Raw genomic sequence first — 20,850 nt, forward strand, 5'->3', positions numbered from 1 at the left:
GAAGAACAAAAAAATTATACATTTCATGAAGACATCAACAGACAAAAAAGTGCTTCCGTACAAGGTGAAAGACATCAACCTTGCGGAATACGGAAGAAGAGAAATTGAACTTGCCGAGGCCGAAATGCCAGGGCTTATGGCGCTGAGGGAAGAATACGGTAAAGACAAACCCCTAAAAGGCGCTCGTATTGCAGGATGCCTTCACATGACTATCCAAACTGCAGTACTGATCGAAACACTGGTTGAACTCGGTGCTGACGTTACATGGTCTTCTTGCAACATCTTTTCTACGCAGGATCATGCAGCAGCTGCGATTGCCGCTACAGGTGTGCCAGTTTTCGCCTGGAAGGGAATGAATGCTGAAGAATTCGACTGGTGTATCGAGCAAACACTTTTTGCTTTTAAAGATGGCCAGCCACTGAATATGATTCTCGATGATGGGGGTGACCTTACCAACATGGTTTTGGACAACTACCCAGAATTGGTTGAAGGAATCAACGGACTTTCTGAGGAAACCACAACAGGAGTTCACAGACTTATCGAGCGCCAGCGTAAAGGAACTCTTCCGATGCCAGCGATTAACGTGAATGATTCGGTTACAAAATCTAAATTCGATAACAAATACGGCTGTAAAGAGTCACTAGTGGATGCTATTAGAAGAGCTACCGATGTGATGATGGCCGGTAAAGTTGCCGTTGTTGCCGGTTACGGTGATGTAGGTAAAGGTTCTGCTGCTTCATTGCGCGGAGCGGGTGCTCGTGTAATTGTTACTGAGATCGACCCGATTTGCGCGCTGCAAGCTGCAATGGACGGATTCGAAGTGAAGAAAATGGAAAATGCAGTTTCTCGTGCTGACATTGTTGTTACAGCAACTGGAAACAAAGATATTATCACCGGGAAGGCTTTCGAAGCGATGAAAGACAAGACTATCGTTTGTAACATCGGCCACTTCGACAATGAGATTGACGTAGCCTGGTTGGATAACAATCACGGTAATACCAAGGTGGAGATCAAGCCACAGGTCGACAAGTACACAATCAACGGAAAAGACATCATTCTACTTGCTGAAGGTAGATTGGTAAACCTCGGTTGTGCAACAGGTCACCCATCTTTTGTGATGTCGAATTCATTCACGAACCAGACTCTTGCTCAAATCGAGCTTTGGAACCACAAAGAGCGCTACGAGAATAAAGTCTACACATTGCCTAAACACCTCGATGAGAAAGTTGCAAAACTTCACCTCGAGAAGATTGGTGTAGAGCTTGAAGAATTGAGCAAAGATCAGGCAGAATATATCGGAGTTGATGTCGCAGGCCCGTACAAGTCTGACGATTATCGCTACTAAGATCTAGTTAATAGATCATCATAATTCATACGAAACCCGAACTTGCAAAGCAGGTTCGGGTTTTTTTATGAGGTTGACTCTAATTTCTGATTGTGAGATATGGATCGTTCCAGGTCGTATTGTAGCGGAGTAGCGGCTGACTCGCGGGGCCGTTAATCACCTGACCATCGATAAGCGACCATTGAGAATCGGAACACTCATCCTGAATGCTCGTCTCATCATCACCCACCGAAACCCGACAGTTGTCTTCAGGTTGATAAGGACTGTGACGTTCGTAAGCGAGAAATTCATTTTCACTTTTTCTGTAGACGATAATTCCTTTGGAACCACCGCTAACATAAATCCATCCCGTAATGATGTTGAGTTCCTGATAAGAAGGAAGGTTGAGATTGAGATTCAGGTTTACATTCCGGACCGGAATGTTACTGTCTCTGCCGCAGGCCAAGGCAAGCAGCAAAAAGGGTACTATGAAAATGACTTTTCTCATGCCAGCTATCATACGTTCAAAATTACCAATTAATTGTGCTACTGCGATTTTGCCTTTTTTGGAGGAGGCCCAGCGATAAAGTCTTTGAGGTAGAATGGCTCGAAATACGCCACATCTTCAAAGGCTTCAGCTTTGTACTTTTCGACTGCCAGCTTTGCCACATCCACTGCAGAAGGATGGAAATCTTTTTCGAAAGTGAACTCAGCTTTGGTAAGCACATCAGCACATTTTTGAGCGCCATCGCCAAAGAAAAGCGTTTTTTTACCAGTGAGGTGATCGAAACTATCTGGCTCCACAATCTGAGCGCGGAGGTCGTCAATCCCTTTCGCTTCAGTGTCGAATGCCTGAGTGAAAACTTCCATCCTGCGAGCATCAATCATCGGCACGAAAGCTTCGTATTCACTTTCTTTCTCCATCGCCCCGTGAGCCATTGCCGGAAGTGTTCCAATAGAAATGAGAGGAAGGTTGAGTGCGTAGCACAAACCCTTTGCTGTGGAAACGCCAATTCTCAACCCTGTGTAAGAGCCTGGACCTTTGCTCACGGCAATGGCCGTCAGGTCTGAGAAGCTTTTATTAGCAGCATCGAGAACATTTTTGATAAACTCGTTAAGCTTTTCTGCGTGGGAATATTTTTCACTGTGGTGTTCGCGGTGAACCATGTTGGATCCATCGGAGTTGACGAGCGCCACAGAGCAATTTCTTGTGGCCGTCTCAAGCGCTAAAATCATACTAGAAATTACTTTTTTCTCTTTTGGTTTCGATTTTTGAACCGTTCTCGAGCTTACGCGAAACTGCATCGTACGGACCGGTGATTACTTCGTCACCTTCGTCAATGCCGCTTTGGATTTGAATAAACTCGTTGTCTTGTATTCCTGTGGTAATTACTTCCAAATCTGCCAGCTCACCATTTTTCACAAAGACTACAGTAAGAGGTTCATTTTCCCCATTTGATTTATCATTTTCTGTATCTTCAGAAATCCTATCGCGAAAACTCATTGATGCTGTGTCGGTGCGAGTTGTGACAGCTTTTATTGGAATAGAAAGAACGTCTTTGGCTGTGGCTGTTTCAATCTCAACAGTTGCGGACATGCCAGGTCTTAACGGTGTGAAATTTTCGGAAGCATTAACTTTTCGCAATTCCTGGTAGGAAGACTCCAGTATACGTATTTTGACTGAGAAATTAGTTACCTGATCGAGAGTCATGGTGCCAGTGGCATTCATGGCAGTGTTTGCTATTTCGGTCACGATTCCCACGAATTCGTGATCGAGGTAGGCGTCAACTTCCACACGAGCGGTGTCATCCAGTCCCACTCGCACAATGTCGGTTTCGTTTACTTCAACATTCACCTCCATTGTAGTAAGGTCCGAAACGCGCATTATTTCGGTTCCCTGCATCATGCCTGTTCCGAGGATAATGTCTCCTTCTTCGATGGCGAGGGCTGTTACTGTTCCTTTTCGCGGAGCGTAGATGGTCGTTCTGCGCAGGTTTTCGGCTTGTTCATTTCGCGTAGCTTGTGCGCTGGCGATAGAGAACTCGGCAGATCGAACGCTTTCTTGAGCAGCTTCCACCTCCGATTGAGCAACCTTGTAGTTCGAAGTCGCATTGTCGAACTCGGCTTTGGAAATGGCCCCTTGCTCGAAAAGCTGTTGATTCCTCTCATAGTTGAGCTCTGCTACCTCGAGTTGAGCTTGTGCCTGGGATAGACGTGCTTTGGCGCTCGAAAGACTTGAGCGCGCAGTGTTCAGAGAGGCCTCAGCCCTGTTGAGAGCGGCTACATAAAGTTCGGGATCTACCTTCGCCAGAAGATCACCCTTATCAACCTCTGAACCTTCTTTTACCGGCAACTCAATAACCTGTCCCGAAACCTGGGAGATTATTTTTACTTCTACTTCAGGTTGGACCTTTCCGCTGGCAGAAACAGTTTCGGTGATGTCGCGGTTTTGGGCTTTCTCAACAGTCACTGAAATCGAATCTTCACCTCTGCCAAAGATTAATGCGAGAATAAGCAGAACCACAACTACAGCGGCCAGAATTATGATGAGCTTTTTCTTATTCATTAGTTAAGTACAATGGGCTTGCCAGTGTAAAAATCGATGACTTTAGCTTTAAAGATAAAATCAAATTTGTTTCTGATAAGGTCAGCCTTTGCGTTATCCAGTAAAATTCTCGCGTTGGTGTACTCTACTGTGTTGATTACTCCGGCTTCGTACCTCACCTGTGCGTAATCAAAGGCCCGCTGTTGAGCTTCCACTGACTTTTGAGCAGCCCTGTAGTTTTCCATTGCTGCAAGCATGTCGAAGTAATCGCTCTGCACATTTTGCTTCAGCTGGTTTTTGGTTAGGTCAAGTTGAAGCTTGGCATTTTTTACGTTGATTTTACTACGCTGAATATTTGAGTGAGTAGAGAGACCATTAAAGATTGGAATGTTCAGGCTGAAAAACAGAGATTGGTTGAAGTTGTCACTGATTTGATCGTTGAATGGCTTGGTGTCGAATTCCTCATAAGTTGTCTGTTCCTGCAGACTGAGCACTGTTGATCCCGACCCCTGAACTACTCCGATAGGAACTTGACCAAGGTTCACAGGGTCACCTATAGGAATGTTGTTGGCTCCTGAATAACCCGAACCAATGGAGTAACTCATGCTGAAATTCGGAGACATTTGACCTCTCGAAATGCTCAATCCAGTTTCTGCACTCATCAAATTAGCCTGTGCGCTTTTCACCTCTGGAAGCGTATTCACTGCCTTGCTCAATACAGTCTCAAGATCGGCAGTTACTTCAGTTTCCTGAGCCAGGTTTTCATCAGGTCTTTCTATTTCAAAATTCCGGCTTTCCTCTGGCTCAAGCTGGAGTAGCTGGGTCAGGTTTAGGTAAGAAAGCTTGAGATTGTTTTGTGCCGAAATGACGCTGGCTGAATCTGTAGCCTGCTGTGCCTCGAGCTGGAGTAAGTCTCCCTCGGGGGCGCTTCCAGCATCCACAAGCTTTCTTGTGCGTTCCAGCTGAGAAGATGAGTTTTCCAAATTGTATTCGGCAATGGCCAAAAACTCCATGTTGAATAGGATGTTCAGATAAGCGTTTGCCACGTTCAGTGAAATGTCATTCTTCATCTTTTGAAGATCTGCATTTCTGGCTTCCATGTCGATGTTGGCTTGCTTGATGGAGTTCAGGCGCTGAAAACCGTTAAAAATCGTCAGGCTGGTTCGTGCATTGAAGTTGTTGCTTCGAATACGGTCCGTGGCAAATTCATTGGTAAAAGGGTCAATTGTTTGTCCCCAGTTGTAGCCGTGAGAAGCACTTGCGTTTACACTTGGAAATGCCCCGGCAACTGATTGCGTCTTGTCAATGCCTGCCAGGTCGTAGTTAAGCGCACTTTGCTGAATTTGAATGTTGTTTTCGAGAGCGTAGTCAATACACTGCTTCAGTGACCATTTCTCACTTTGAGCTTGACTAGTGAAAAAAGCAACGGCCAAAAGGAGAGTCCAGAAGTACTTCAACATAGTAAATTGGGATTGGGTTGAAGCACAAACATAAAGCTTCTCGCTAAAAAAGCTCTGAGCTCAAACGAATAAAGATTGTTAAATCAGAGGGAGAGAATTTCGATTTCCACTCTTCGGTTTTCCTCGTTTTCCCAGTCCGTTTTGGGGTCTGGATACTTCATTTCGGTAGCTCCTTTTCCGACTGCAGTCATGCGGCTTTCATCAATTCCTTTATTTACCAAAAAATCGATGACAGCCTGTGCACGTTCGCGTGAAGCTTTTTCAAGAAACTTTTCACTGTAGAGGTTGTCCGGATCGTTAACGTGTCCATTTACTGCGATGGTCACTTCGGGATTCTTCACAAGGAAATCATATAGATTTTGAAGAGCCACTGCCGATTTGTGATAGATTTCTGTTTCACTGCCCAGGAATATTATACCTGGAACATCAGATTTGAGACCTGGGGCAAGCTTCTTTAGAGTGATGTCCTGAACGTGAATCTTTTTTTCTTCCGGCCAGAATCGCTCCGAGTAGAACATGAAGTCCTCTTTGACAGCAGTAACTGTGTATCTTCTGTAAGCTGGAATTTGGATGGTCGTGTCCACTACATCTTCAAAAACAACCGGGTCACGCGGATCAAGTCCCTGGATTTCAATGTCGACAGCTGTTTCACTAGTCTCCTCCATTTCTTCGTTGATCACATGCAGACGCATCATCTGATTTTCATAAGCCATGTCATCATCGGAGATTTTCTTCTCCTCGGTGAATTGGGCATTGGCGACAATCCCCGAAAGTAGGCAGATAGCCAAAAGGATTAGCCTGGATATGTTGAAATTGTTTTGCATAAATTACTTCATTCAAGTTAGCTAAATCAGTAAGGTTCTAGTGTTGACCGATCAAGTCTCGATAAAAGTATGCAATTTTCTTGCGAAAAAAAACAAAGCCAACAATGGCGAACAAGAGGTAAGGCACAAACATGAGGTAAATAATTCCCTTGTTTAATCCTTCTGCTACGTTCTTGTTGTCTTCTGATGCACTTTCCGCAACTGCCTCGCACATAGCGCACTGAGCTTCTACAGATTGACTGATCAACAACAGTCCAACAACTGCTACGCAAATACTGATTGTTCGATTCATATTCACAAATTTAAGCATTAAACGCATAGTATGGACTGATCATTATGTACACCAAAACGCCTGTAATTGTTACGTAGAGCCAAAGAGGAAAAGTAATTCGCGCAATTTTTTTGTGCTTGTCGAATCGTTGGGACAGAGCCCGAACATAGGTGATCAACACCAGCGGAACTATGGCGATGGAGAGTAAAATGTGGGTTATCAAGATGAAAAAGTAAAGTCCCTTCATCAGGCCCTCTCCACCGTAGCGCGTGGTTTCAGATGTGAGGTGAAACGAAACATAGCTCACCAGAAAAAGCACTGAAAGCAGAATGGCAGTGGACATAAAACGCTTGTGGGCCACCATATTTTTGTTTTTGATTGCAACCACTCCTGCAATTAGCATCACGGTTGCGGTGCCGTTGATGATGGCGTTGGTTAGTGGGAGATGATTAAGAAAAGATCGCAAACCGGGTGAAATATTTTCTGCCTGGGGCAAAAAGAAAAGCACTGCCACTACCAGTGGAATAAGAATAGAAACAACTACAATCAATGGAGTGTAGTTTTTCTCTTTACTCGCTGCATTTTCGTTCGGCATCTTCTTTAATTATTGTTAGTTACTAATTTTTTGAGGTCTTCGAAAAGCTTGTCTACATCTCTGGTAGACGTGCCATCGTAGTAGCCACGGATGTGGCCTTCTTCATCGATAAGTATAAAATTGTCTGTATGGATAAATCCACCTGGAGCTGTTTCAGCGGGCAATGCATTTACAAAGTATCCTTCTTCTGCCAAATAGTAGATGTCATCCTTATTTCCAGTGACAAAGTTCCAGTTTGAGAGATCAACACCCAGTTCTTCTGCATATGCTTTCAGTGTGTCGGGCCGATCGTTTTCGGGGTCCACAGTATGCGACAAAAACATCACCTCGCCCGACAGGCCAGCCTTCTTAATCTTGTCCTGAAGTCGAGCCATTTGCGAGCTCATGACGGGACAAATGCTCGGGCATGTAGAAAAGAAAAAGTCGGTGACGTAGATTTTTCCTTCGTAGTCTTTCTGAGAAACTCTTTGACTGTCCTGATTAATTAAACTCCACTTTGGAACGGTGTAAATCAAACTGTCTTCAATTTCCCCCGGTAGTGGATTTTGGGCATTCGGATCACCATGTGTACCGAAGTAGGGGAGTCTTTTGTTGTCAGAAGATTGTTCAGTGGAAGATTGATCGCTGTTTTGGGAAGTGCAGGAAGCCAATCCCAGTAACAACAGGAGTGAAAAGATCAGACTAATTTTCTCTGGCTTTTCTTTCTTCATAAGCTTTGACGTCTATTTCTTTTTTGAGTAGTGCAATCGCTTCAGTAGCATCTTTCACTTCTTCCTCGGAATTGCCATTGAATTTGCCACGAAGGTGACCGTTATTATCTACAAGCCACAAGGTCGAAGTGTTCTTGTAATCGTCAATCAGAAATCCGTTTTGAATGACATCTGCCACCTTTTCTTCTTCTCCGGTGAGAAACTTCCATTTTTCAGGAGCAGATTTTATCTCATCGAGGTAGCTCCTGAGCACTTTTGGCTTGTCGAAACTCGGCTCAGTAGAAAATACCACAAGCTTAATGTCAGACTGATCGTTGTAAGTAAAGTTCAATCCAAGCAGTCGCTTCGTTATTTTCGAAATGTAGGGAGACGAAGTTGTGTAAAAAGCCGCGATCCAGACATCACCTTTCAGCGAGTCGGAGTGGAAAGAGTTGCCGTTTTCATCGGTTAGCTCAAACTCGGGAATGGTGTAAAACGCTGTTGAGTCCATTTCCACAGCTTTTTCTGCTGGAATCTTACCGTCTTTTCCGTAATAAGGAAGGGTGGTGAAGTTGTGATCCATTTTGCTAAAAACAAGCAAAAAGGTCAGCGGAATCAGCAAAAGCATGCAGATTAGAATCACATACTTTCTCGCGTTTTTATTCATATTCGACTATCGGAAAAGATCTCTGATAGTTTCTGTGAAAATACCTTCGGTGAGACCAATGAAAATTAGATAGATCGCAAAAATAGCGTAAGGTACTAGGATGATGTTACGCAAGTTTTTACGCTCATCACCCAGGTGCATAAATGTCATCACAATGTAAGCTGCTTTCACCAACGTGAGAATGATGAAAGTAATTTTTATTGTTTCCCAGGTGAAAGTATCAGCACGTTTGAAGTAGATACCAAGTGCCACTTCAAATGCTGTGATCACAGTCAGGATCAAGGTCACCACCCAGATCTTTTTTCTGATTTTTTTACCCGCCTCTTCAGAGTGGTGGGCATCCATCGAATATTGGTCGTTTACTATGAGGTCGTCTCTTTCCATCTTTAAAAAGCCTTAAAGGGTTTGTTTTGTTGTTCGATCAGATAAGGTAGAAGAAAGTGAAAACAAATACCCAAACCAAATCGACAAAGTGCCAATAAAGTCCAACTTTTTCTACCATTTCGTAGTGGCCTCTTCTTTTGAAAACACCTTTGAGCACCATTAAGAAAACAATGATATTAATGACTACACCACTGAAAACGTGGAAACCATGGAATCCGGTGATGAAGAAAAAGAAGTTGGCATAGCTCTGTGGGCCGTACTCATTTTCGTGCATGTTAGCACCAAATACAAATGAGTTTTCAACGCGATTGTTCCAAAGCTCGAGAGCTTCTGGTCCGTCCACGTGCATTTCGTTTTCAACGTATTTGTTGATGATCAATTTGTCCGGAGCACCCAGTTCTTCCATTGTCATTGGGCCGTGCTCTTCTTCGGCAGCACCGTGACCATGTCCGTGACCACTATCATGACTGCCGTGAATGCTTGCCTCAGTAGCGGTTTGGTTGCTGTGATGAACTACTTCGTAGAGTTCGTTTCCGTAATGGTGATCAAAATGTACGCGATCTCCAGCCGATAGGGTGAGAGTCATCGCCTCTCCATCACGATCGGTTCCGGTAACTGTCATTTCCTGATTCACCTGAAATGCACCGCCACCACCGTGAATGAAGTGACTCCACTCCCAGGCCTGAGAGCCGAGGAAGAAAAAACCTCCGATGATAGTCAGACCGAGCCATTTCAATACGCCTTTGTGGTCGTTTCTGTGGCCAGCTTCTACCGAAAGTACCATTGTTACTGAAGAAACGATAAGGATGAAAGTCATCATCGCAACGTATGCGAGCGGTAAGCTTGCATCGATTCCCGGGAAAGCGTTAAACGCTTGCTCCCCAATGGGCCAGGGTTCAGATTCTGCGTGGCGTGTTAGGCCGTAGGCTACCAGCAATCCGCTGAAAGTGAGGGCATCGGAAACCAGGAAAAACCACATCATCATTTTTCCATAACTCACACTAAAAGGTGAGCGGCCACCTCCCCAAAGGATAGACTTGTCAATTGGTTTAGTCGCTTCTCCAGACATAAGCTTTAAAAATTTGCTGCAATATTAATGAATAAAGAATATAAACACGAACAAATAAAGCCACAAAATCCCCAGGAAATGCCAGTACATTCCGTTCGTGTAGAGGCTTATCGTATTCTTGCTGTTAAATTGTCCTTTGACCGATCGCACCGTGTTCACCACCAGGTAAATAAGTCCCAGAAGAAGGTGAAAGACGTGAGCTAGAGTCAAGATATAAATGTAGTTACCAGCTGTGTTTGCTTGTTCGTTTACCTTGTTGGTTATGGGCTCTGCCAATACTTTATCGGATGGCATGTAGTATTCGCCATCGTCATAAAGTAGCTTTTCGCCACCATAAGTGATGTAGTAGCTTTCATTGTAAGTCCCTTCCATGTATTCAATTCGTGCTCCGGCAATGTGAATTCCCTGATCCATTAAAGTGCCAAACCCAGAAAATTGACTGATGGTGAAAGCCACACCCAAAATAAATGTGGCAATCAGGTAAATGGTCGTGTTTTTTTGATCGTCTCTTTTTGCGGCCCTCAGCGCCAGATAAATCGTGAGGCTTGAGAAAACTATGATCACATTGCTAACCCAAAATGCTGTAGGGATATTGATGTGGACCCAAAACTGTCCCCAATAATTGAAGATGTAGGCACTGGTGAATGCCGCAAAGATCATTACAATTGAAAAGATGATGAAGTACATCAACATCTTTTTGGTTCGAACTTTTACTGCCGGATCGTAATCTTCGTAAACGTCTTTTTTAGGCGCTTTTTCTTCGGCTGTTGCTTGTGCTTTGTTCATGGATTAAAGTTTGTCGATCACATAAATGATTTGAACAATGGGAAGGTAGAAGAAAGATGCAAACATCAATTTCTTTGCATCCTGAACAGCACAGGTTCGGTAAAGTTTGAAGGCTTGATAAATAAAAAGTAAGGTACATACCACAACGGTAACCATGGCGATGTTTCCTACCATTGGATCACCTTGAGGGAATGCCCATGGTAAAAGGCCAACGGGCAATAAGAATAGTGAGTAAAGAAGGATTTGAAAAGCGCTTCTTTTCGATCGTCCTTCTTTAAATGGAAGAAGCTTGTAGTTCACCTTGGCGTAGTCTTTTTCTGCCACCCAGGCAATGGCCCAAAAGTGAGGGAACTGCCACATAAACTGCACGGCAAAAAGGATTCCCGGCTCAAGGCCAAAAGTTCCAGATCCCGCAACGTAACCCAACATCGGAGGGACGGCTCCAGGGAAAGCTCCCGCAAAAACAGCCAAAGATGTGTGCTGCTTCATAGGTGTGTAGACGAATACGTAAACAAAAAGTGAAAGTGCTCCGAGCACGCCACTCAATGGGTTTAAGAAGTACCAGAGAATGGCGATTCCAGCTATCCCGGCAATTGTCCCGTAGACTAATGCTTCCACTACGCTCATTCTTCCGGCAGGAAGCGGGCGATTGGAAGTTCTGTCCATCAAACGGTCGTTGTCTTTTTCCCAAACCTGATTGAAACTGTTGGAGGCGCCAGTTAGCAAAACTCCACCAAGACACAACAAGATGAGAGAAGTCCAGTGTACTTGAGGAACAGCCATCAGATATCCCAAAGCGGCAGAAATGACCACTAAAACCGTAAGGCGCAGTTTGAAAAGCATGGCAATGTCTTTCACCTTGCTACTGCTTGCAGAACGGTCTTGTACAATTGTTTCAGTTGTCTTCAATCCGAAAAATTTCTTGATAAAAACCGGTGCAAAAATAAGTGATTTATCCCGTCTTTCGGGATTGCATTAGCTTAAAATCCTTCTAAATTGAGGAGCTAAAAATCCGAAATCGGAGGTGTCACATTGATCTTAACACCAATGAGTGCAAAATGATTAACATCTCGCAGATCGTCTGTCACTTGCACCCGCCACATGTGACTGAGAAATACTCTGGCTTTGGAATTCCCCACTTTTCTCTCAATGGTGAGCTTATTGAGTAAAACTTCGTTAAGCTGACCCTGGCCAATCTCATTACCATACTGCATAGCGGGATTGGTATAGGAGCGAAAAATGTCTCCACCGAAATTTTGTCCATCCACGTCCCGGCCAAAAATGGCCCAGTTGAATTGCTCTTCGAAGTGCCAGTCTGAGCTTTCGTATTCCAGAATGTTTATCCATTCAAAGAAGTTGGTTCCCAGAGGATGAGCCAATGACTGACCGAGGTGCGTGTAGCTCTGAATAGGACTTCCGTGAGTGTAGGTAAATGGCCTTGCTACGTTCACCTCAGAGCGAAAACTGTAGCCATTTGGGTTGGAAGGTGTTAAGAAAACACCAAGCTGACCCGCAAATTTATTTCCCCACCAGCCGTTGCGATCCATCACTTCGCGGAGCAAAAATTCATCGACAACGAGTTGGCCGTAAAGCGAAACAGTTTGAATTGCCTGCCACTCAAATCCAAGTCCGAGCAGCACGTTATCTGCTGAACCCTGGTAGTATTCTACCGGGCGGTAAAAAATCACTGGGTTGATGTAGTTGAACTCAAAATTTCTCGTGGACATGGAGTCCGTGGCTTGCCACACTACACTTTCAAAGAGGGTGAAATTGAGTTTTGGAGTTGCCTGAAAGCTTAAGGCGTGAGATGCGGTGTACTTGGCTCTGGTGTCGCCCAGCAGCTTGTCTTCAGTGAAGTTCTGCAATCGAGAGTAGAGGTTGGTTAGCTGAAGTTTCCACACGCGCGTATTGATCTTGAAATAAGGGTAAGGCGAGGTGAGGTCACTCAGGATGAGAGACCGATGTCCGCTTCCCCAAAAGTTTTTTCCGTTTCCGAGCTCGAAGCTGAAGTGCTCAGTTGGTGAGTACTTCACACTCCCCATAAACTGGTTGCCAAAGGTCATTTCTGACTTGCTTCTGTTAGGTCCGATTCCCGGAAAGATGTTTCGGCTTTCAGCGTAATTCTCAAAGTAATTTGGGAAAAGAGCAAACCCGGCAATGTAAGAAGCGCGAACTGACCACTGTGGGTTGAACTGATTGTAGTATTCCACTCCAGCCAGGTTTATTGCTGGAATTCTCTGTTCCGGATCAATCTGATAACCTCCGCTTAAGTAGGCCAATGGGCGTAACTTGCTGTTTTTCCCATTCTCCAACCGAGTATTGTAATGCTGGCTTTCAACTGGTTTGTAAGAGTGTTGAACATAAGGCTGAATGGCATCGTGCGAATCAAATGTTTGAAGCTCTTCCGTGGTTCTGGAGTAGGGCCAATCGAGTTGTTGTCCCCAGCTTTTTGATACTGAGAAAAAGGAGAGAATTGCTACGATGAGCGAAATACGATTCATTTTTGCTCAGAGGCTTTTTTCCTGATTCTGCGCTTGGCTCGCCTTGTGAAGATAAAAATTAACTGAGCAATAATCACTGCAACACCGCCAACAACCAGAAACGAAATATTTGGCGAATTGGGTGGCATAAAGAACGGAAGGGCAATCAAAACGATCGAAAAGAGGTAAAGGATGTAGACGACCTTCCGATGGTTCAGGCCAGCAGAGTGCAGCTGGTGGTGAATGTGATTTCTATCGGCCGAAAATGGCGAGCGGCCGCGCAAGGTACGAACGATGAAAACCCGCAACGTATCCAAAAGTGGGTAGCCCAAAATAGCCATTGCCAGAACTGGCCTCGAGATCCCTTTGAAAGTGGCAGGCAGGTGGCTGATGTCGAGTTCTATGCTTTTTACCGCCAGCACGTAGAGCACAATTCCGATGGTGAGTGAGCCCGAATCGCCCATGAAAATTTTGGCCGGACTGAAGTTGAAAAACAAAAATGCCAGCAGCGATCCTCCGAGAGCTACGGCCAAAAGTGAAAGCGGCAAGTCACCGGCTTGCTGAAACCAGTAGGCGAAAGCCATGCAGCTGATGAAGCCTAGCCCAGATGCCAGTCCGTCAATTCCATCAATGAGGTTAATCGCATTCACAATCACGATGTAGACGAAAATCGAAAACATGATACTCGCCCACATAGGGATTTCGTAGACATTGAAAATGCCGTGAAGTCCTGTGATACGGATGTCGGCCATCAACACCAAAATAAACCCAACGAGCAGGTGAGTCATCAGTTTTTTAGATGGGCTAACACCAATGATGTCATCTTTGAGCCCGAGGAAAAAGAGCACAAACATGGAGGCTACTAAAAACTTAAACTCCTGAAGTGCAGAAAGAACGTTGTAATTGACACCGAGCTGCTCATCGCCTTGTGAGGGAAACCACATGGAGTAGGCAAAGATGGTTCCGGCAAAAATCATGATTCCGCCAATGGTCGGGATGCTTCTGTGGTGCAGCTTTCTGTCGTCCGATGGTTCGTCAACGAGGTGCTTGAGCTTAGCCACTTTTATGAGTGATGGCGTGGCGAACAAAACCAGAAAAAAAGCCGAGAAAAAACCTAATGCTAACACCTCCACAGTCAGAAATTTTGGTGGTCAAAAGTATTAAAAATCATAGTACAAGTTTTGCAGACTTGTACCGATTCTCAAGTAAAACCAATGAGTTTTGCTTTCACTTACGGAAAAATTCTGCATTCGGTCTAAATAGCCAGCCGACACGGTGAGGTTGGTAGATGGATTCACGATGTATCCCAGTTGGTAGTCCTGAACCAGCGTACCTCTTTCGGTGGAAGGAAAGAGAAAAGAGTCGCCTTCAATGTTAGGTCTGATTAGGTTCACTTTTGCTTTCGCAAAAAGTCGATTCCACCGATAATTGGCGATCATCACAGCTTCTCTTCTCGAAAATTCGGGCGTGAAGTCCAGCCATTGACCTTGCTGGGTGAACCTTTCCTGGTTTGGGGGCGATCCAATTTGGTAGCCTCTACCTGTTTCGTTGTATTCGATTTGAAAATAAAAGTTTGGAGTGAAAATGTCGTAGAACTTCATTCCGGTTTGCACGGCATAGCGCTGTTCGCCAAACTCATCGACAGCTAACTGGCCGTAAACGTGAAATTGGCGAGTAACTTTCAAATTGACATTCAGGCCGAGCTTGCTGTTGTTCAGATCGTCCATTCCCAAAATTGCCGAGTTGACCCCGATCACCGGAATCACCGATTGCCAGTGGAAGGGTTGAGTACCTTCATCGAAATCATATCTGTTCCAGATCACACTTTCAAAAAGTCCGATTTCAAGATTTGAAGTTGCCAAAAAACTCAGGTAATAAATGCTGGCGTCTTTGCCCACAAAGAGCGCTTCGGGCAGTTCTGTGGACGGCTGGCGTAGCAAGCTTTCGAGTTGAGCGTACATGAAGCTGTACTGGATTTTATCTTTCCACAGCCAGGTTGTTGCTTTTAAGAAGGGATAGCCAAAAGCATTGTCAGAAAGTAAAACAGAGCGATAACCGTGTCCGATGAAGTGCTTGCCGTGACCGAGTTGAAAATTCAATTTGTCGTTTGGCGAAAAGCTCACATTTGCATAGGCGTAGCCAAAATCGTAGCCAACTTCATCAAAGATCTTAAACCGTCCTTCACCCGGCACCACCTGGTTTTGGTCAGCGAAGTTTTTGATGTACAGTGGGAAGAACTTTTGATTCTCATAGAATAGCGATTCGAATGAGACTTTCTTGTTTTTGCCAATGTCGCCTCTCACCCAAAATCCACGGGTGTTTTCATACAATGTTACTGTGTCCTGATAGTCGGAGTTGTCGGCAAAGTCGTAACCGTACTGAAAGTTGAAAAGTGGGTCTACAGTGAGATGAAAATTTTCTTCATCTACCACGAGCAGGTGTTCGCTAAAGATTTTGGCTGCCACTCTAGATTTGTACTCCACACTGTCTTCTTCGTAAGGTATCACGTTGGTGAGGTCGAAGCGACTTTCCAGAAGTGGCTTCATGCCAAGGTGCACAGCGCTGTCTGGCGAAGAAACGCTGCGTTCAACCTCGAGACTCATGGAGCGATTTAGAGGTAGCGATTTTTGCTGCCCGAAAAGCAGTGCCGGAAAGACGAGTAGAAAAAATAGGGTGATATGAAAAATCGCTGATCGCATTGGCAGCTACTGAGCGAACTCCATCTTTTTAAAATCTTCGTAAACGTTGCGAATCCCGTCTTCGAGCTCGATTTCGTGTTTCCATCCAAGGTTGTGAATTTTGCTCACGTCCATCAGCTTTCGGGGAGTACCGTCAGGTTTGTCTGTGTTCCAGTTAATTTCGCCTTCGAAGCCAACAATCTTTTGGATCGTTTCTGCGAGCTCTTTGATCGACAGGTCTTCACCGGTTCCGATGTTCACAAACTGTTTCTCGTTGTAGTTTTCCATCAGGAAGAAACACGCTTCGGCCAGGTCGTCAACATGGAGAAATTCGCGTTTCGGACTCCCTGTTCCCCAGCATTCTACACTTGCACTTCCTTCCTCTTTTGCTGCATGGAATTTTCTGAGCAAGGCGGGAAGCACATGCGAGTTTTGAAGGTCGTAGTTGTCGTTTGGCCCGTAGAGGTTGGTGGGCATGGCCGAAATAAAATTGCAGCCGTACTGCTCGCGGTACGTTTCGCAGAGCTTAATTCCCGCGATTTTGGCAATGGCGTATGGTTCGTTAGTGGGCTCCAGGGTTCCAGTGAGTAAGCTGTCTTCGTTCATCGGCTGCGGGGCCATTTTCGGATAAATGCAGGAACTGCCGAGAAAAAGCAGTTTTTCCACCTTGTGCTCGTATGCCGATTGAATTATGTTAGTGGCTATCATCAGGTTGTCGTAGAGAAATTCAGCCCGGTAAGTGTTGTTGGCCTGAATTCCACCAACTTTTGCGGCAGCCAGAAAAACGTACTTCGGTTTTTCCTGAGCGAAAAAGTGGCTCACTGCTCCCTGGTTTCTCAGGTCGAGCTCGCCACTGGTTCTGGTAACGATGTTGGTGAATCCTTTCTCTTCGAGGTTTCTGACAATGGCCGAGCCCACCATCCCGCGGTGACCGGCAACGTAAATTTTATCCGACTTTTCCATGGCTACAAAATTAAGATTCGACAGCACTTAATGAGTGGTTTCGAGCACTCTACTTTCCACAGGCTTTCAAGGACAAACAAAAATCGTTTTCGTTGGTTTTGTTGTATAAACATTGATTTCAAAAACCCAGCATAAAAATGAAAGTAATTTCTCATCCGGCAGAATCGAGAGGGCACGCCAACCATGGCTGGCTCAATTCTCACCATTCGTTCAGTTTTGCCAATTTTTACGATCCCGAAAAAATACACTTCGGAGCACTGCGCGTACTCAATGACGACACGGTGGCTCCGGGAAAAGGCTTTGGCCGACATCCGCATGACAACATGGAAATCATTTCCATTCCGCTTTCTGGTGACCTGGAGCATCAGGACAGCATGGGAAATAAAGGGGTGATTCGCGAAGGAGATGTGCAGGTGATGAGTGCGGGAACCGGAGTCCAACACAGCGAGTTCAACGCCAATCAGGACAAAGAAGTTAAATTTTTGCAGATTTGGGTTTTCCCTGACAAGAAGAACGTAGAGCCGCGCTACGATCAGATGTCCCTCGATAAAGATGATCGTCTCAATCAATGGCAACAGATCATTTCACCTTTTGAGGACGATCCCGGATTGTGGGTTCACCAGCAAACCTGGTTTTATTTGGCTAAGTTGGAAGCCGGTAAATCGCTCGACTACAAGTTGCACAAGCCTACAGATGGAGTCTACTTGTTCTTGATTGAAGGTGAGTTGAAAGTGGGTGAAAAGGTCCTTGGGAAGCGCGATGCCATTGGCATGTGGGAGCTAGACAACTTTTACGTGGAAGCTACTTCAGATGCAGAGATTTTGCTAATGGAAGTTCCTATGCAGTTTTAATTAGAAAAAGAAAAAGAATAGAATGACGATAGAAAGTAAAAACATAAAAGAAGCAGACACAAAGTACGATTTACACGATTTGATTACTAGCCGCTGGAGTCCAAGGGCTTTTAGCGACAAAGAAATTGACGATGAGTTGATGCAGGAGTTTTTTGAAGCGGCATCCTGGGCGCCCAGCAGTATGAACGAGCAGCCCTGGGCCTACCTCTACGCTCACCGTGGGGATATGAAAAACTTTGAGAGATTTGTAAATTGCCTCGCTGAAGCAAATCAAATCTGGGCTAAAGACGCAGCCGTCCTGATGGTTTGCCTTGCAAAAAAGAATTACGATTACAAAGGAAGGCCGAATGACAAAGCGCATCACGACCTCGGTATGGCGAATTTGCAATTGACCCTTCAAGCGCAGCATCGCGATGTCTACACGCACATGATGGGTGGGTTTGACAAGTCAAGGGCCATCGGTACTTTTGGAATCGACACTGAAGTTTACGATCCGGTTTGCTTCATGGCGTTGGGCTACCTCGGGAGTCCCGATCAGCTAAACGAAAAGCAGCGCAAAAGTGAAACAGCGGAACGCAAGCGAAGAGAATTAAAGGAATTTGTATTCAAAAACGAATTGCCATGAAACGAAAGTTTGAGCACGAAGAACAAGGCGGCAAGGGCCGCTTTTTCTACGTTAAGAAAGAAGAAGAGCAAGGGGAAATTAATTATGAAGTAACAGACAATACCAAACTGACCATTCTCAGTACCGAAGTAGACGATGACGCTCGCGGACTGGGGTTGGGTTCGGATTTGGTAGAGCGACTTATCGACTACGCTGCCGAGAACGATTATGAAATAGAGTCTCAGTGTTCTTTTGCAACCAAAGTGATTGAGAGCAGCAAGCGAATGAAAAAGGAAGTCGAAAAATCAGGCTCTTGAGTCGAGCGCGTCACGCAAACCATTCCCTACAAGCATAAAGGCTAACACGAGGCTCATGATCAGCACACCGGGCAAAATCGCAAGGTAGGCCAGGTCGGTGGTGATAAATGAGTAGTGCTCTTTGATCATGTTACCCCACGAAGGGGTTGGGATCTGTGCACCAATTCCCAAAAAGCTCAGTCCGGCTTCTACCAAAATTGCCGCGGCAAAGTTGGCTGCAGAAATCACGATAATCGCGCTCATCACGTTTGGCAAAATGTGACCGAGGATAATTCTTCTGTCTGAGAATCCCAGAGCCTTCCCGGCTTCAACATATTCTTTTTCTCTGATGCTCATCACCTGACCGCGAACCACACGTGCCACTTCTACCCACATGGTTAGTCCAACTGCCAGAAAAACTTTCCAGAAACCTTTTCCAAAAGCGATGGTGATGGCCATTACCAAAAGCAAAGTCGGGATTGACCAAACTACATTGATAAACCACATGATCAGTTCGTCAATCCAGCCGCGGAAGTAACCAGCAATGGCGCCAAGAGTGAGTCCGATCAGCAGTGAAATGAGCACGGCAATTACACCGACAGAAAGTGAAATGACAGCTCCTGCCATCAGTCTGCTTAGCAGATCGCGGCCATATTTGTCCGTACCGAGGAGAAAGCGATGCGTTTCAATGTGGTTTTCTTTTATTTCAGAAACCAGATCAGTACGAGATTTATCAATTGTATTTCCTTCCTGAAAAATGGTGAAGTTATCGCCACTGGATTTTACGCTGTCCATTTTGAAAGCTACGTCAGCGAGGTGTAAGGATTGTTGGACTACCTGCGACCTGGGTAGCTTGTAACTCGAAAACTGTTGCACCCAAACGCTGTCCTGGCTAAACCAAATTGAATCTGTTGGCACCAGTCGATAGTCGCTCGGCCAGCCACCGTGAGTTATTTTTTCCCAAAAGGAATATTCTAGTGGAGGCTGATTGAGTTTTACCTCGAGCATTTCTACTGAAAAACCAGGCTGTTGTTTTGAAATCACCAGGTGCTGATCGTTGGCATCTGGTGTGTGGTCGGGCCGAATAAATGGTCCCAGAATGGCCACGAGCGCCACCAGTCCGATGTAGATCAGTCCTGACATGGCGAGCTTGTCCTTCTTGAATTTCCGCCAGGCAATTTGCCCGGGAGAGTCGGGATTGAAGTTTTTATTTTTCAGGAGTCGGATCAAGCGCTCAGTTCACTTTTCATTTTTCAAACCTTTCGGCCTTTCCATTTTGGTCGCACAAAAATACCCGCCACTCCGATCACGGCAATGTAAATCGGGTAGAGGATAGCTTCGAGCGGAAAGAGCCAGAGAAACTTTCTCTTGCGGTAAAAGCCAGCCACCAAAAATAGAAACAAAAGATCCGCTACAGACTTTGCTAAAAAACAAACAATGAACACCCACGGGTGCAGTTCTCCGGAAAGCACGAGTAGAAAGAAGGCGACCAACGCCACATGCGTGACCAATACCAAAAGCGCACACGAAAATCCAAAAACATCGGTAAACGATCGCGCTTTACCTCCCCAACGCAATCGCTGCGAGGTGAAGGATGAAAAGTCCGGCTGGGGGGGCGTGCTCACAGTAGCATCGGGGTGTTGCAAAAATTCGATCTGTGCCGGAAAAAGTTCTTTGACTTTGTAGAGCAGAAAAACATCGTCTCCAGAAGCGATAACCTCGTTGCCCTCGTAGCCATGCACTTCCTCAAAAACCGACTTTCGGACCACAAGGCCCGCACCGTTTGCCATGATTGGCTTTCCTGCAGAAGCCGTTGCTGCCGTGGCGCCCATCAGCGACATGAATTCGATTGACTGCAATTTCTGGAAAAGAGATCTTTCACCTTCGAAAGCTACGGGTAGCAAGACCATCATTGGATTGGTGGCTGCGCAAAACCTTCCGATCGTTTCTATCCAATTCGGCCCAACAGACACATCGGCATCCATAGTGATGAGGAATTTGAATTGCGCTTTTTTGGCCGCGATCGTCAAAGCGCTTTTCTTGCCTTTTTCACCGGTGAGTGAGAGCAGCTGAACTTTTTCGTTCTCGCCAAACTCTTGGCGAATGATTTCAGCTCCACCATCTTCACTGTGGTCGTCAACTACTAAAATTTCACCGATCAACTCTCCACTTTGTTGATTCAGCAAACTCCTGACGAGGCCAGGCAAATTTTCTTTTTCGTTTCTGAAAGGGATGATCACTGAGAACCTCACATCACCCGTACCTTTTGGTAGAGCTGGTCGCTGTAGTCGCACCCAATTGACGATGAGGTAGGTTACGAAAAGCACGTAGAGCCCGGTGATCGCCAATATGGTTTCGGCCATT

23 protein-coding genes are annotated in these 20,850 nt (G+C 45.4%); 4 read left to right on the forward strand and 19 right to left on the reverse strand.

The features are described from left to right. Positions 1-25 precede the first annotated feature (25 nt). A complete protein-coding gene (gene ahcY, locus ABHV44_RS02735) occupies positions 26-1,345 on the forward strand; it encodes an adenosylhomocysteinase (protein ID WP_459073113.1) in 1,320 nt (439 codons plus the stop codon). 79 nt (positions 1,346-1,424) lie between these two features. On the opposite strand, the gene ABHV44_RS02740 is transcribed toward ahcY, so the two are convergent. The 17 genes from ABHV44_RS02740 to fcl form a co-directional block, all read right to left on the reverse strand. After that, the gene (locus ABHV44_RS02740) at positions 1,425-1,844 is read right to left on the reverse strand and encodes a Rieske (2Fe-2S) protein (protein ID WP_459073114.1); all 420 of its coding nucleotides are present in this window, start codon (positions 1,842-1,844) and stop codon (positions 1,425-1,427) included. 26 nt (positions 1,845-1,870) lie between these two features. Continuing rightward, positions 1,871-2,560 (reverse strand): tRNA (adenosine(37)-N6)-threonylcarbamoyltransferase complex dimerization subunit type 1 TsaB, encoded by a 690-nt coding sequence (gene tsaB / locus ABHV44_RS02745; RefSeq protein ID WP_459073115.1) that lies wholly within the window; start codon positions 2,558-2,560, stop codon positions 1,871-1,873. A 1-nt stretch (position 2,561) separates the two neighbouring features. Next, positions 2,562-3,890, reverse strand: coding sequence for an efflux RND transporter periplasmic adaptor subunit (locus ABHV44_RS02750; protein ID WP_459073116.1), 1,329 nt, complete (start codon positions 3,888-3,890; stop codon positions 2,562-2,564). Then, positions 3,890-5,329: a TolC family protein gene (locus ABHV44_RS02755; protein WP_459073117.1), complete on the reverse strand. Its 1,440-nt coding sequence runs from the start codon at positions 5,327-5,329 to the stop codon at positions 3,890-3,892. The genes ABHV44_RS02750 and ABHV44_RS02755 overlap by 1 nt, the downstream gene beginning before the upstream one ends. 83 nt (positions 5,330-5,412) lie before the next feature. Further along, positions 5,413-6,153, reverse strand: a complete 741-nt coding sequence (locus tag ABHV44_RS02760; protein ID WP_459073118.1) for an OmpA family protein — start codon at positions 6,151-6,153, stop codon at positions 5,413-5,415. 37 nt (positions 6,154-6,190) lie between these two features. Beyond that, a complete protein-coding gene (locus tag ABHV44_RS02765) occupies positions 6,191-6,445 on the reverse strand; it encodes a hypothetical protein (protein WP_459073119.1) in 255 nt (84 codons plus the stop codon). Between the two features lie 10 nt (positions 6,446-6,455). Beyond that, a complete protein-coding gene (locus tag ABHV44_RS02770) occupies positions 6,456-7,019 on the reverse strand; it encodes a DUF420 domain-containing protein (RefSeq protein WP_459073120.1) in 564 nt (187 codons plus the stop codon). Between the two features lie 5 nt (positions 7,020-7,024). Next, positions 7,025-7,729: an SCO family protein gene (locus ABHV44_RS02775; RefSeq protein ID WP_459073121.1), complete on the reverse strand. Its 705-nt coding sequence runs from the start codon at positions 7,727-7,729 to the stop codon at positions 7,025-7,027. Further along, positions 7,701-8,375 carry an SCO family protein gene (locus ABHV44_RS02780; protein ID WP_459073122.1) on the reverse strand — a complete coding sequence of 225 codons (675 nt, stop codon included), beginning with the start codon at positions 8,373-8,375 and terminating at the stop codon, positions 7,701-7,703. Before ABHV44_RS02780 ends, ABHV44_RS02775 begins: the two co-directional genes overlap by 29 nt. Positions 8,376-8,381: 6 nt before the next feature. Beyond that, on the reverse strand, positions 8,382-8,759 hold the full coding sequence (locus ABHV44_RS02785) for a cytochrome C oxidase subunit IV family protein (RefSeq protein WP_459073123.1): 378 nt from the start codon (positions 8,757-8,759) through the stop codon (positions 8,382-8,384). A gap of 37 nt (positions 8,760-8,796) precedes the next feature. After that, positions 8,797-9,828 (reverse strand): cytochrome c oxidase subunit 3, encoded by a 1,032-nt coding sequence (locus tag ABHV44_RS02790; protein WP_459073124.1) that lies wholly within the window; start codon positions 9,826-9,828, stop codon positions 8,797-8,799. A 24-nt stretch (positions 9,829-9,852) separates the two neighbouring features. Further along, positions 9,853-10,614, reverse strand: coding sequence for a cytochrome c oxidase subunit 3 (locus tag ABHV44_RS02795; protein WP_459073125.1), 762 nt, complete (start codon positions 10,612-10,614; stop codon positions 9,853-9,855). Positions 10,615-10,617: 3 nt separating this feature from the next. Beyond that, positions 10,618-11,523: a heme o synthase gene (gene cyoE, locus ABHV44_RS02800; RefSeq protein ID WP_459073126.1), complete on the reverse strand. Its 906-nt coding sequence runs from the start codon at positions 11,521-11,523 to the stop codon at positions 10,618-10,620. Between the two features lie 95 nt (positions 11,524-11,618). Next, positions 11,619-13,115, reverse strand: coding sequence for a hypothetical protein (locus ABHV44_RS02805; RefSeq protein ID WP_459073127.1), 1,497 nt, complete (start codon positions 13,113-13,115; stop codon positions 11,619-11,621). After that, entirely contained in the window at positions 13,112-14,155 is a 1,044-nt protein-coding gene (locus ABHV44_RS02810) for an MraY family glycosyltransferase (RefSeq protein WP_459073128.1), read from the reverse strand. The genes ABHV44_RS02805 and ABHV44_RS02810 overlap by 4 nt, the downstream gene beginning before the upstream one ends. A 99-nt stretch (positions 14,156-14,254) precedes the next feature. Further along, positions 14,255-15,793 (reverse strand): hypothetical protein, encoded by a 1,539-nt coding sequence (locus tag ABHV44_RS02815; RefSeq protein WP_459073129.1) that lies wholly within the window; start codon positions 15,791-15,793, stop codon positions 14,255-14,257. Positions 15,794-15,799: 6 nt separating this feature from the next. After that, positions 15,800-16,735 (reverse strand): GDP-L-fucose synthase, encoded by a 936-nt coding sequence (fcl, locus tag ABHV44_RS02820; RefSeq protein ID WP_459073130.1) that lies wholly within the window; start codon positions 16,733-16,735, stop codon positions 15,800-15,802. 137 nt (positions 16,736-16,872) lie between these two features. Between fcl and ABHV44_RS02825 the strand changes: the two genes are divergently transcribed. The 3 genes from ABHV44_RS02825 to ABHV44_RS02835 are packed head-to-tail and all read left to right on the forward strand — an operon-like array spanning position 16,873 to position 18,507. After that, a complete protein-coding gene (locus ABHV44_RS02825; RefSeq protein ID WP_459073131.1) occupies positions 16,873-17,586 on the forward strand; it encodes a pirin family protein in 714 nt (237 codons plus the stop codon). Positions 17,587-17,608: 22 nt separating this feature from the next. Further along, positions 17,609-18,211, forward strand: coding sequence for a nitroreductase family protein (locus ABHV44_RS02830; RefSeq protein ID WP_459073132.1), 603 nt, complete (start codon positions 17,609-17,611; stop codon positions 18,209-18,211). Further along, positions 18,208-18,507 (forward strand): GNAT family N-acetyltransferase, encoded by a 300-nt coding sequence (locus ABHV44_RS02835; RefSeq protein WP_459073133.1) that lies wholly within the window; start codon positions 18,208-18,210, stop codon positions 18,505-18,507. Before ABHV44_RS02830 ends, ABHV44_RS02835 begins: the two co-directional genes overlap by 4 nt. Here the strand turns inward: ABHV44_RS02835 and ABHV44_RS02840 are convergent. Both ABHV44_RS02840 and ABHV44_RS02845 read right to left on the reverse strand, forming a co-directional pair. Beyond that, positions 18,496-19,713, reverse strand: a complete 1,218-nt coding sequence (locus ABHV44_RS02840) for an ABC transporter permease (RefSeq protein WP_459073327.1) — start codon at positions 19,711-19,713, stop codon at positions 18,496-18,498. The genes ABHV44_RS02835 and ABHV44_RS02840 overlap by 12 nt on opposite strands. 26 nt (positions 19,714-19,739) lie before the next feature. Further along, a complete protein-coding gene (locus tag ABHV44_RS02845; RefSeq protein ID WP_459073134.1) occupies positions 19,740-20,849 on the reverse strand; it encodes a glycosyltransferase in 1,110 nt (369 codons plus the stop codon). Position 20,850: the final 1 nt, after the last annotated feature.

The sequence above is a fragment of the Halocola ammonii genome, from assembly GCF_049334165.1.
Classification (GTDB): domain Bacteria; phylum Bacteroidota; class Bacteroidia; order Flavobacteriales_D; family Sanyastnellaceae; genus JBEGHD01.

Bases quoted from the DNA above. Each gene is read 5' to 3' on its own strand.
- ahcY (WP_459073113.1), top strand. From the start codon at position 26: ATGAAGACATCAACAGACAAAAAAGTGCTTCCGTACAAGGTGAAAGAC.
- ABHV44_RS02740 (WP_459073114.1), bottom strand. From the start codon at position 1,844: ATGATAGCTGGCATGAGAAAAGTCATTTTCATAGTACCCTTTTTGCTG.
- tsaB (WP_459073115.1), bottom strand. From the start codon at position 2,560: ATGATTTTAGCGCTTGAGACGGCCACAAGAAATTGCTCTGTGGCGCTC.
- ABHV44_RS02750 (WP_459073116.1), bottom strand. From the start codon at position 3,890: ATGAATAAGAAAAAGCTCATCATAATTCTGGCCGCTGTAGTTGTGGTT.
- ABHV44_RS02755 (WP_459073117.1), bottom strand. From the start codon at position 5,329: ATGTTGAAGTACTTCTGGACTCTCCTTTTGGCCGTTGCTTTTTTCACT.
- ABHV44_RS02760 (WP_459073118.1), bottom strand. From the start codon at position 6,153: ATGCAAAACAATTTCAACATATCCAGGCTAATCCTTTTGGCTATCTGC.
- ABHV44_RS02765 (WP_459073119.1), bottom strand. From the start codon at position 6,445: ATGAATCGAACAATCAGTATTTGCGTAGCAGTTGTTGGACTGTTGTTG.
- ABHV44_RS02770 (WP_459073120.1), bottom strand. From the start codon at position 7,019: ATGCCGAACGAAAATGCAGCGAGTAAAGAGAAAAACTACACTCCATTG.
- ABHV44_RS02775 (WP_459073121.1), bottom strand. From the start codon at position 7,729: ATGAAGAAAGAAAAGCCAGAGAAAATTAGTCTGATCTTTTCACTCCTG.
- ABHV44_RS02780 (WP_459073122.1), bottom strand. From the start codon at position 8,375: ATGAATAAAAACGCGAGAAAGTATGTGATTCTAATCTGCATGCTTTTG.
- ABHV44_RS02785 (WP_459073123.1), bottom strand. From the start codon at position 8,759: ATGGAAAGAGACGACCTCATAGTAAACGACCAATATTCGATGGATGCC.
- ABHV44_RS02790 (WP_459073124.1), bottom strand. From the start codon at position 9,828: ATGTCTGGAGAAGCGACTAAACCAATTGACAAGTCTATCCTTTGGGGA.
- ABHV44_RS02795 (WP_459073125.1), bottom strand. From the start codon at position 10,614: ATGAACAAAGCACAAGCAACAGCCGAAGAAAAAGCGCCTAAAAAAGAC.
- ABHV44_RS02805 (WP_459073127.1), bottom strand. From the start codon at position 13,115: ATGAATCGTATTTCGCTCATCGTAGCAATTCTCTCCTTTTTCTCAGTA.
- ABHV44_RS02815 (WP_459073129.1), bottom strand. From the start codon at position 15,793: ATGCGATCAGCGATTTTTCATATCACCCTATTTTTTCTACTCGTCTTT.
- fcl (WP_459073130.1), bottom strand. From the start codon at position 16,735: ATGGAAAAGTCGGATAAAATTTACGTTGCCGGTCACCGCGGGATGGTG.
- ABHV44_RS02825 (WP_459073131.1), top strand. From the start codon at position 16,873: ATGAAAGTAATTTCTCATCCGGCAGAATCGAGAGGGCACGCCAACCAT.
- ABHV44_RS02830 (WP_459073132.1), top strand. From the start codon at position 17,609: ATGACGATAGAAAGTAAAAACATAAAAGAAGCAGACACAAAGTACGAT.
- ABHV44_RS02835 (WP_459073133.1), top strand. From the start codon at position 18,208: ATGAAACGAAAGTTTGAGCACGAAGAACAAGGCGGCAAGGGCCGCTTT.
- ABHV44_RS02845 (WP_459073134.1), bottom strand. From the start codon at position 20,849: ATGGCCGAAACCATATTGGCGATCACCGGGCTCTACGTGCTTTTCGTA.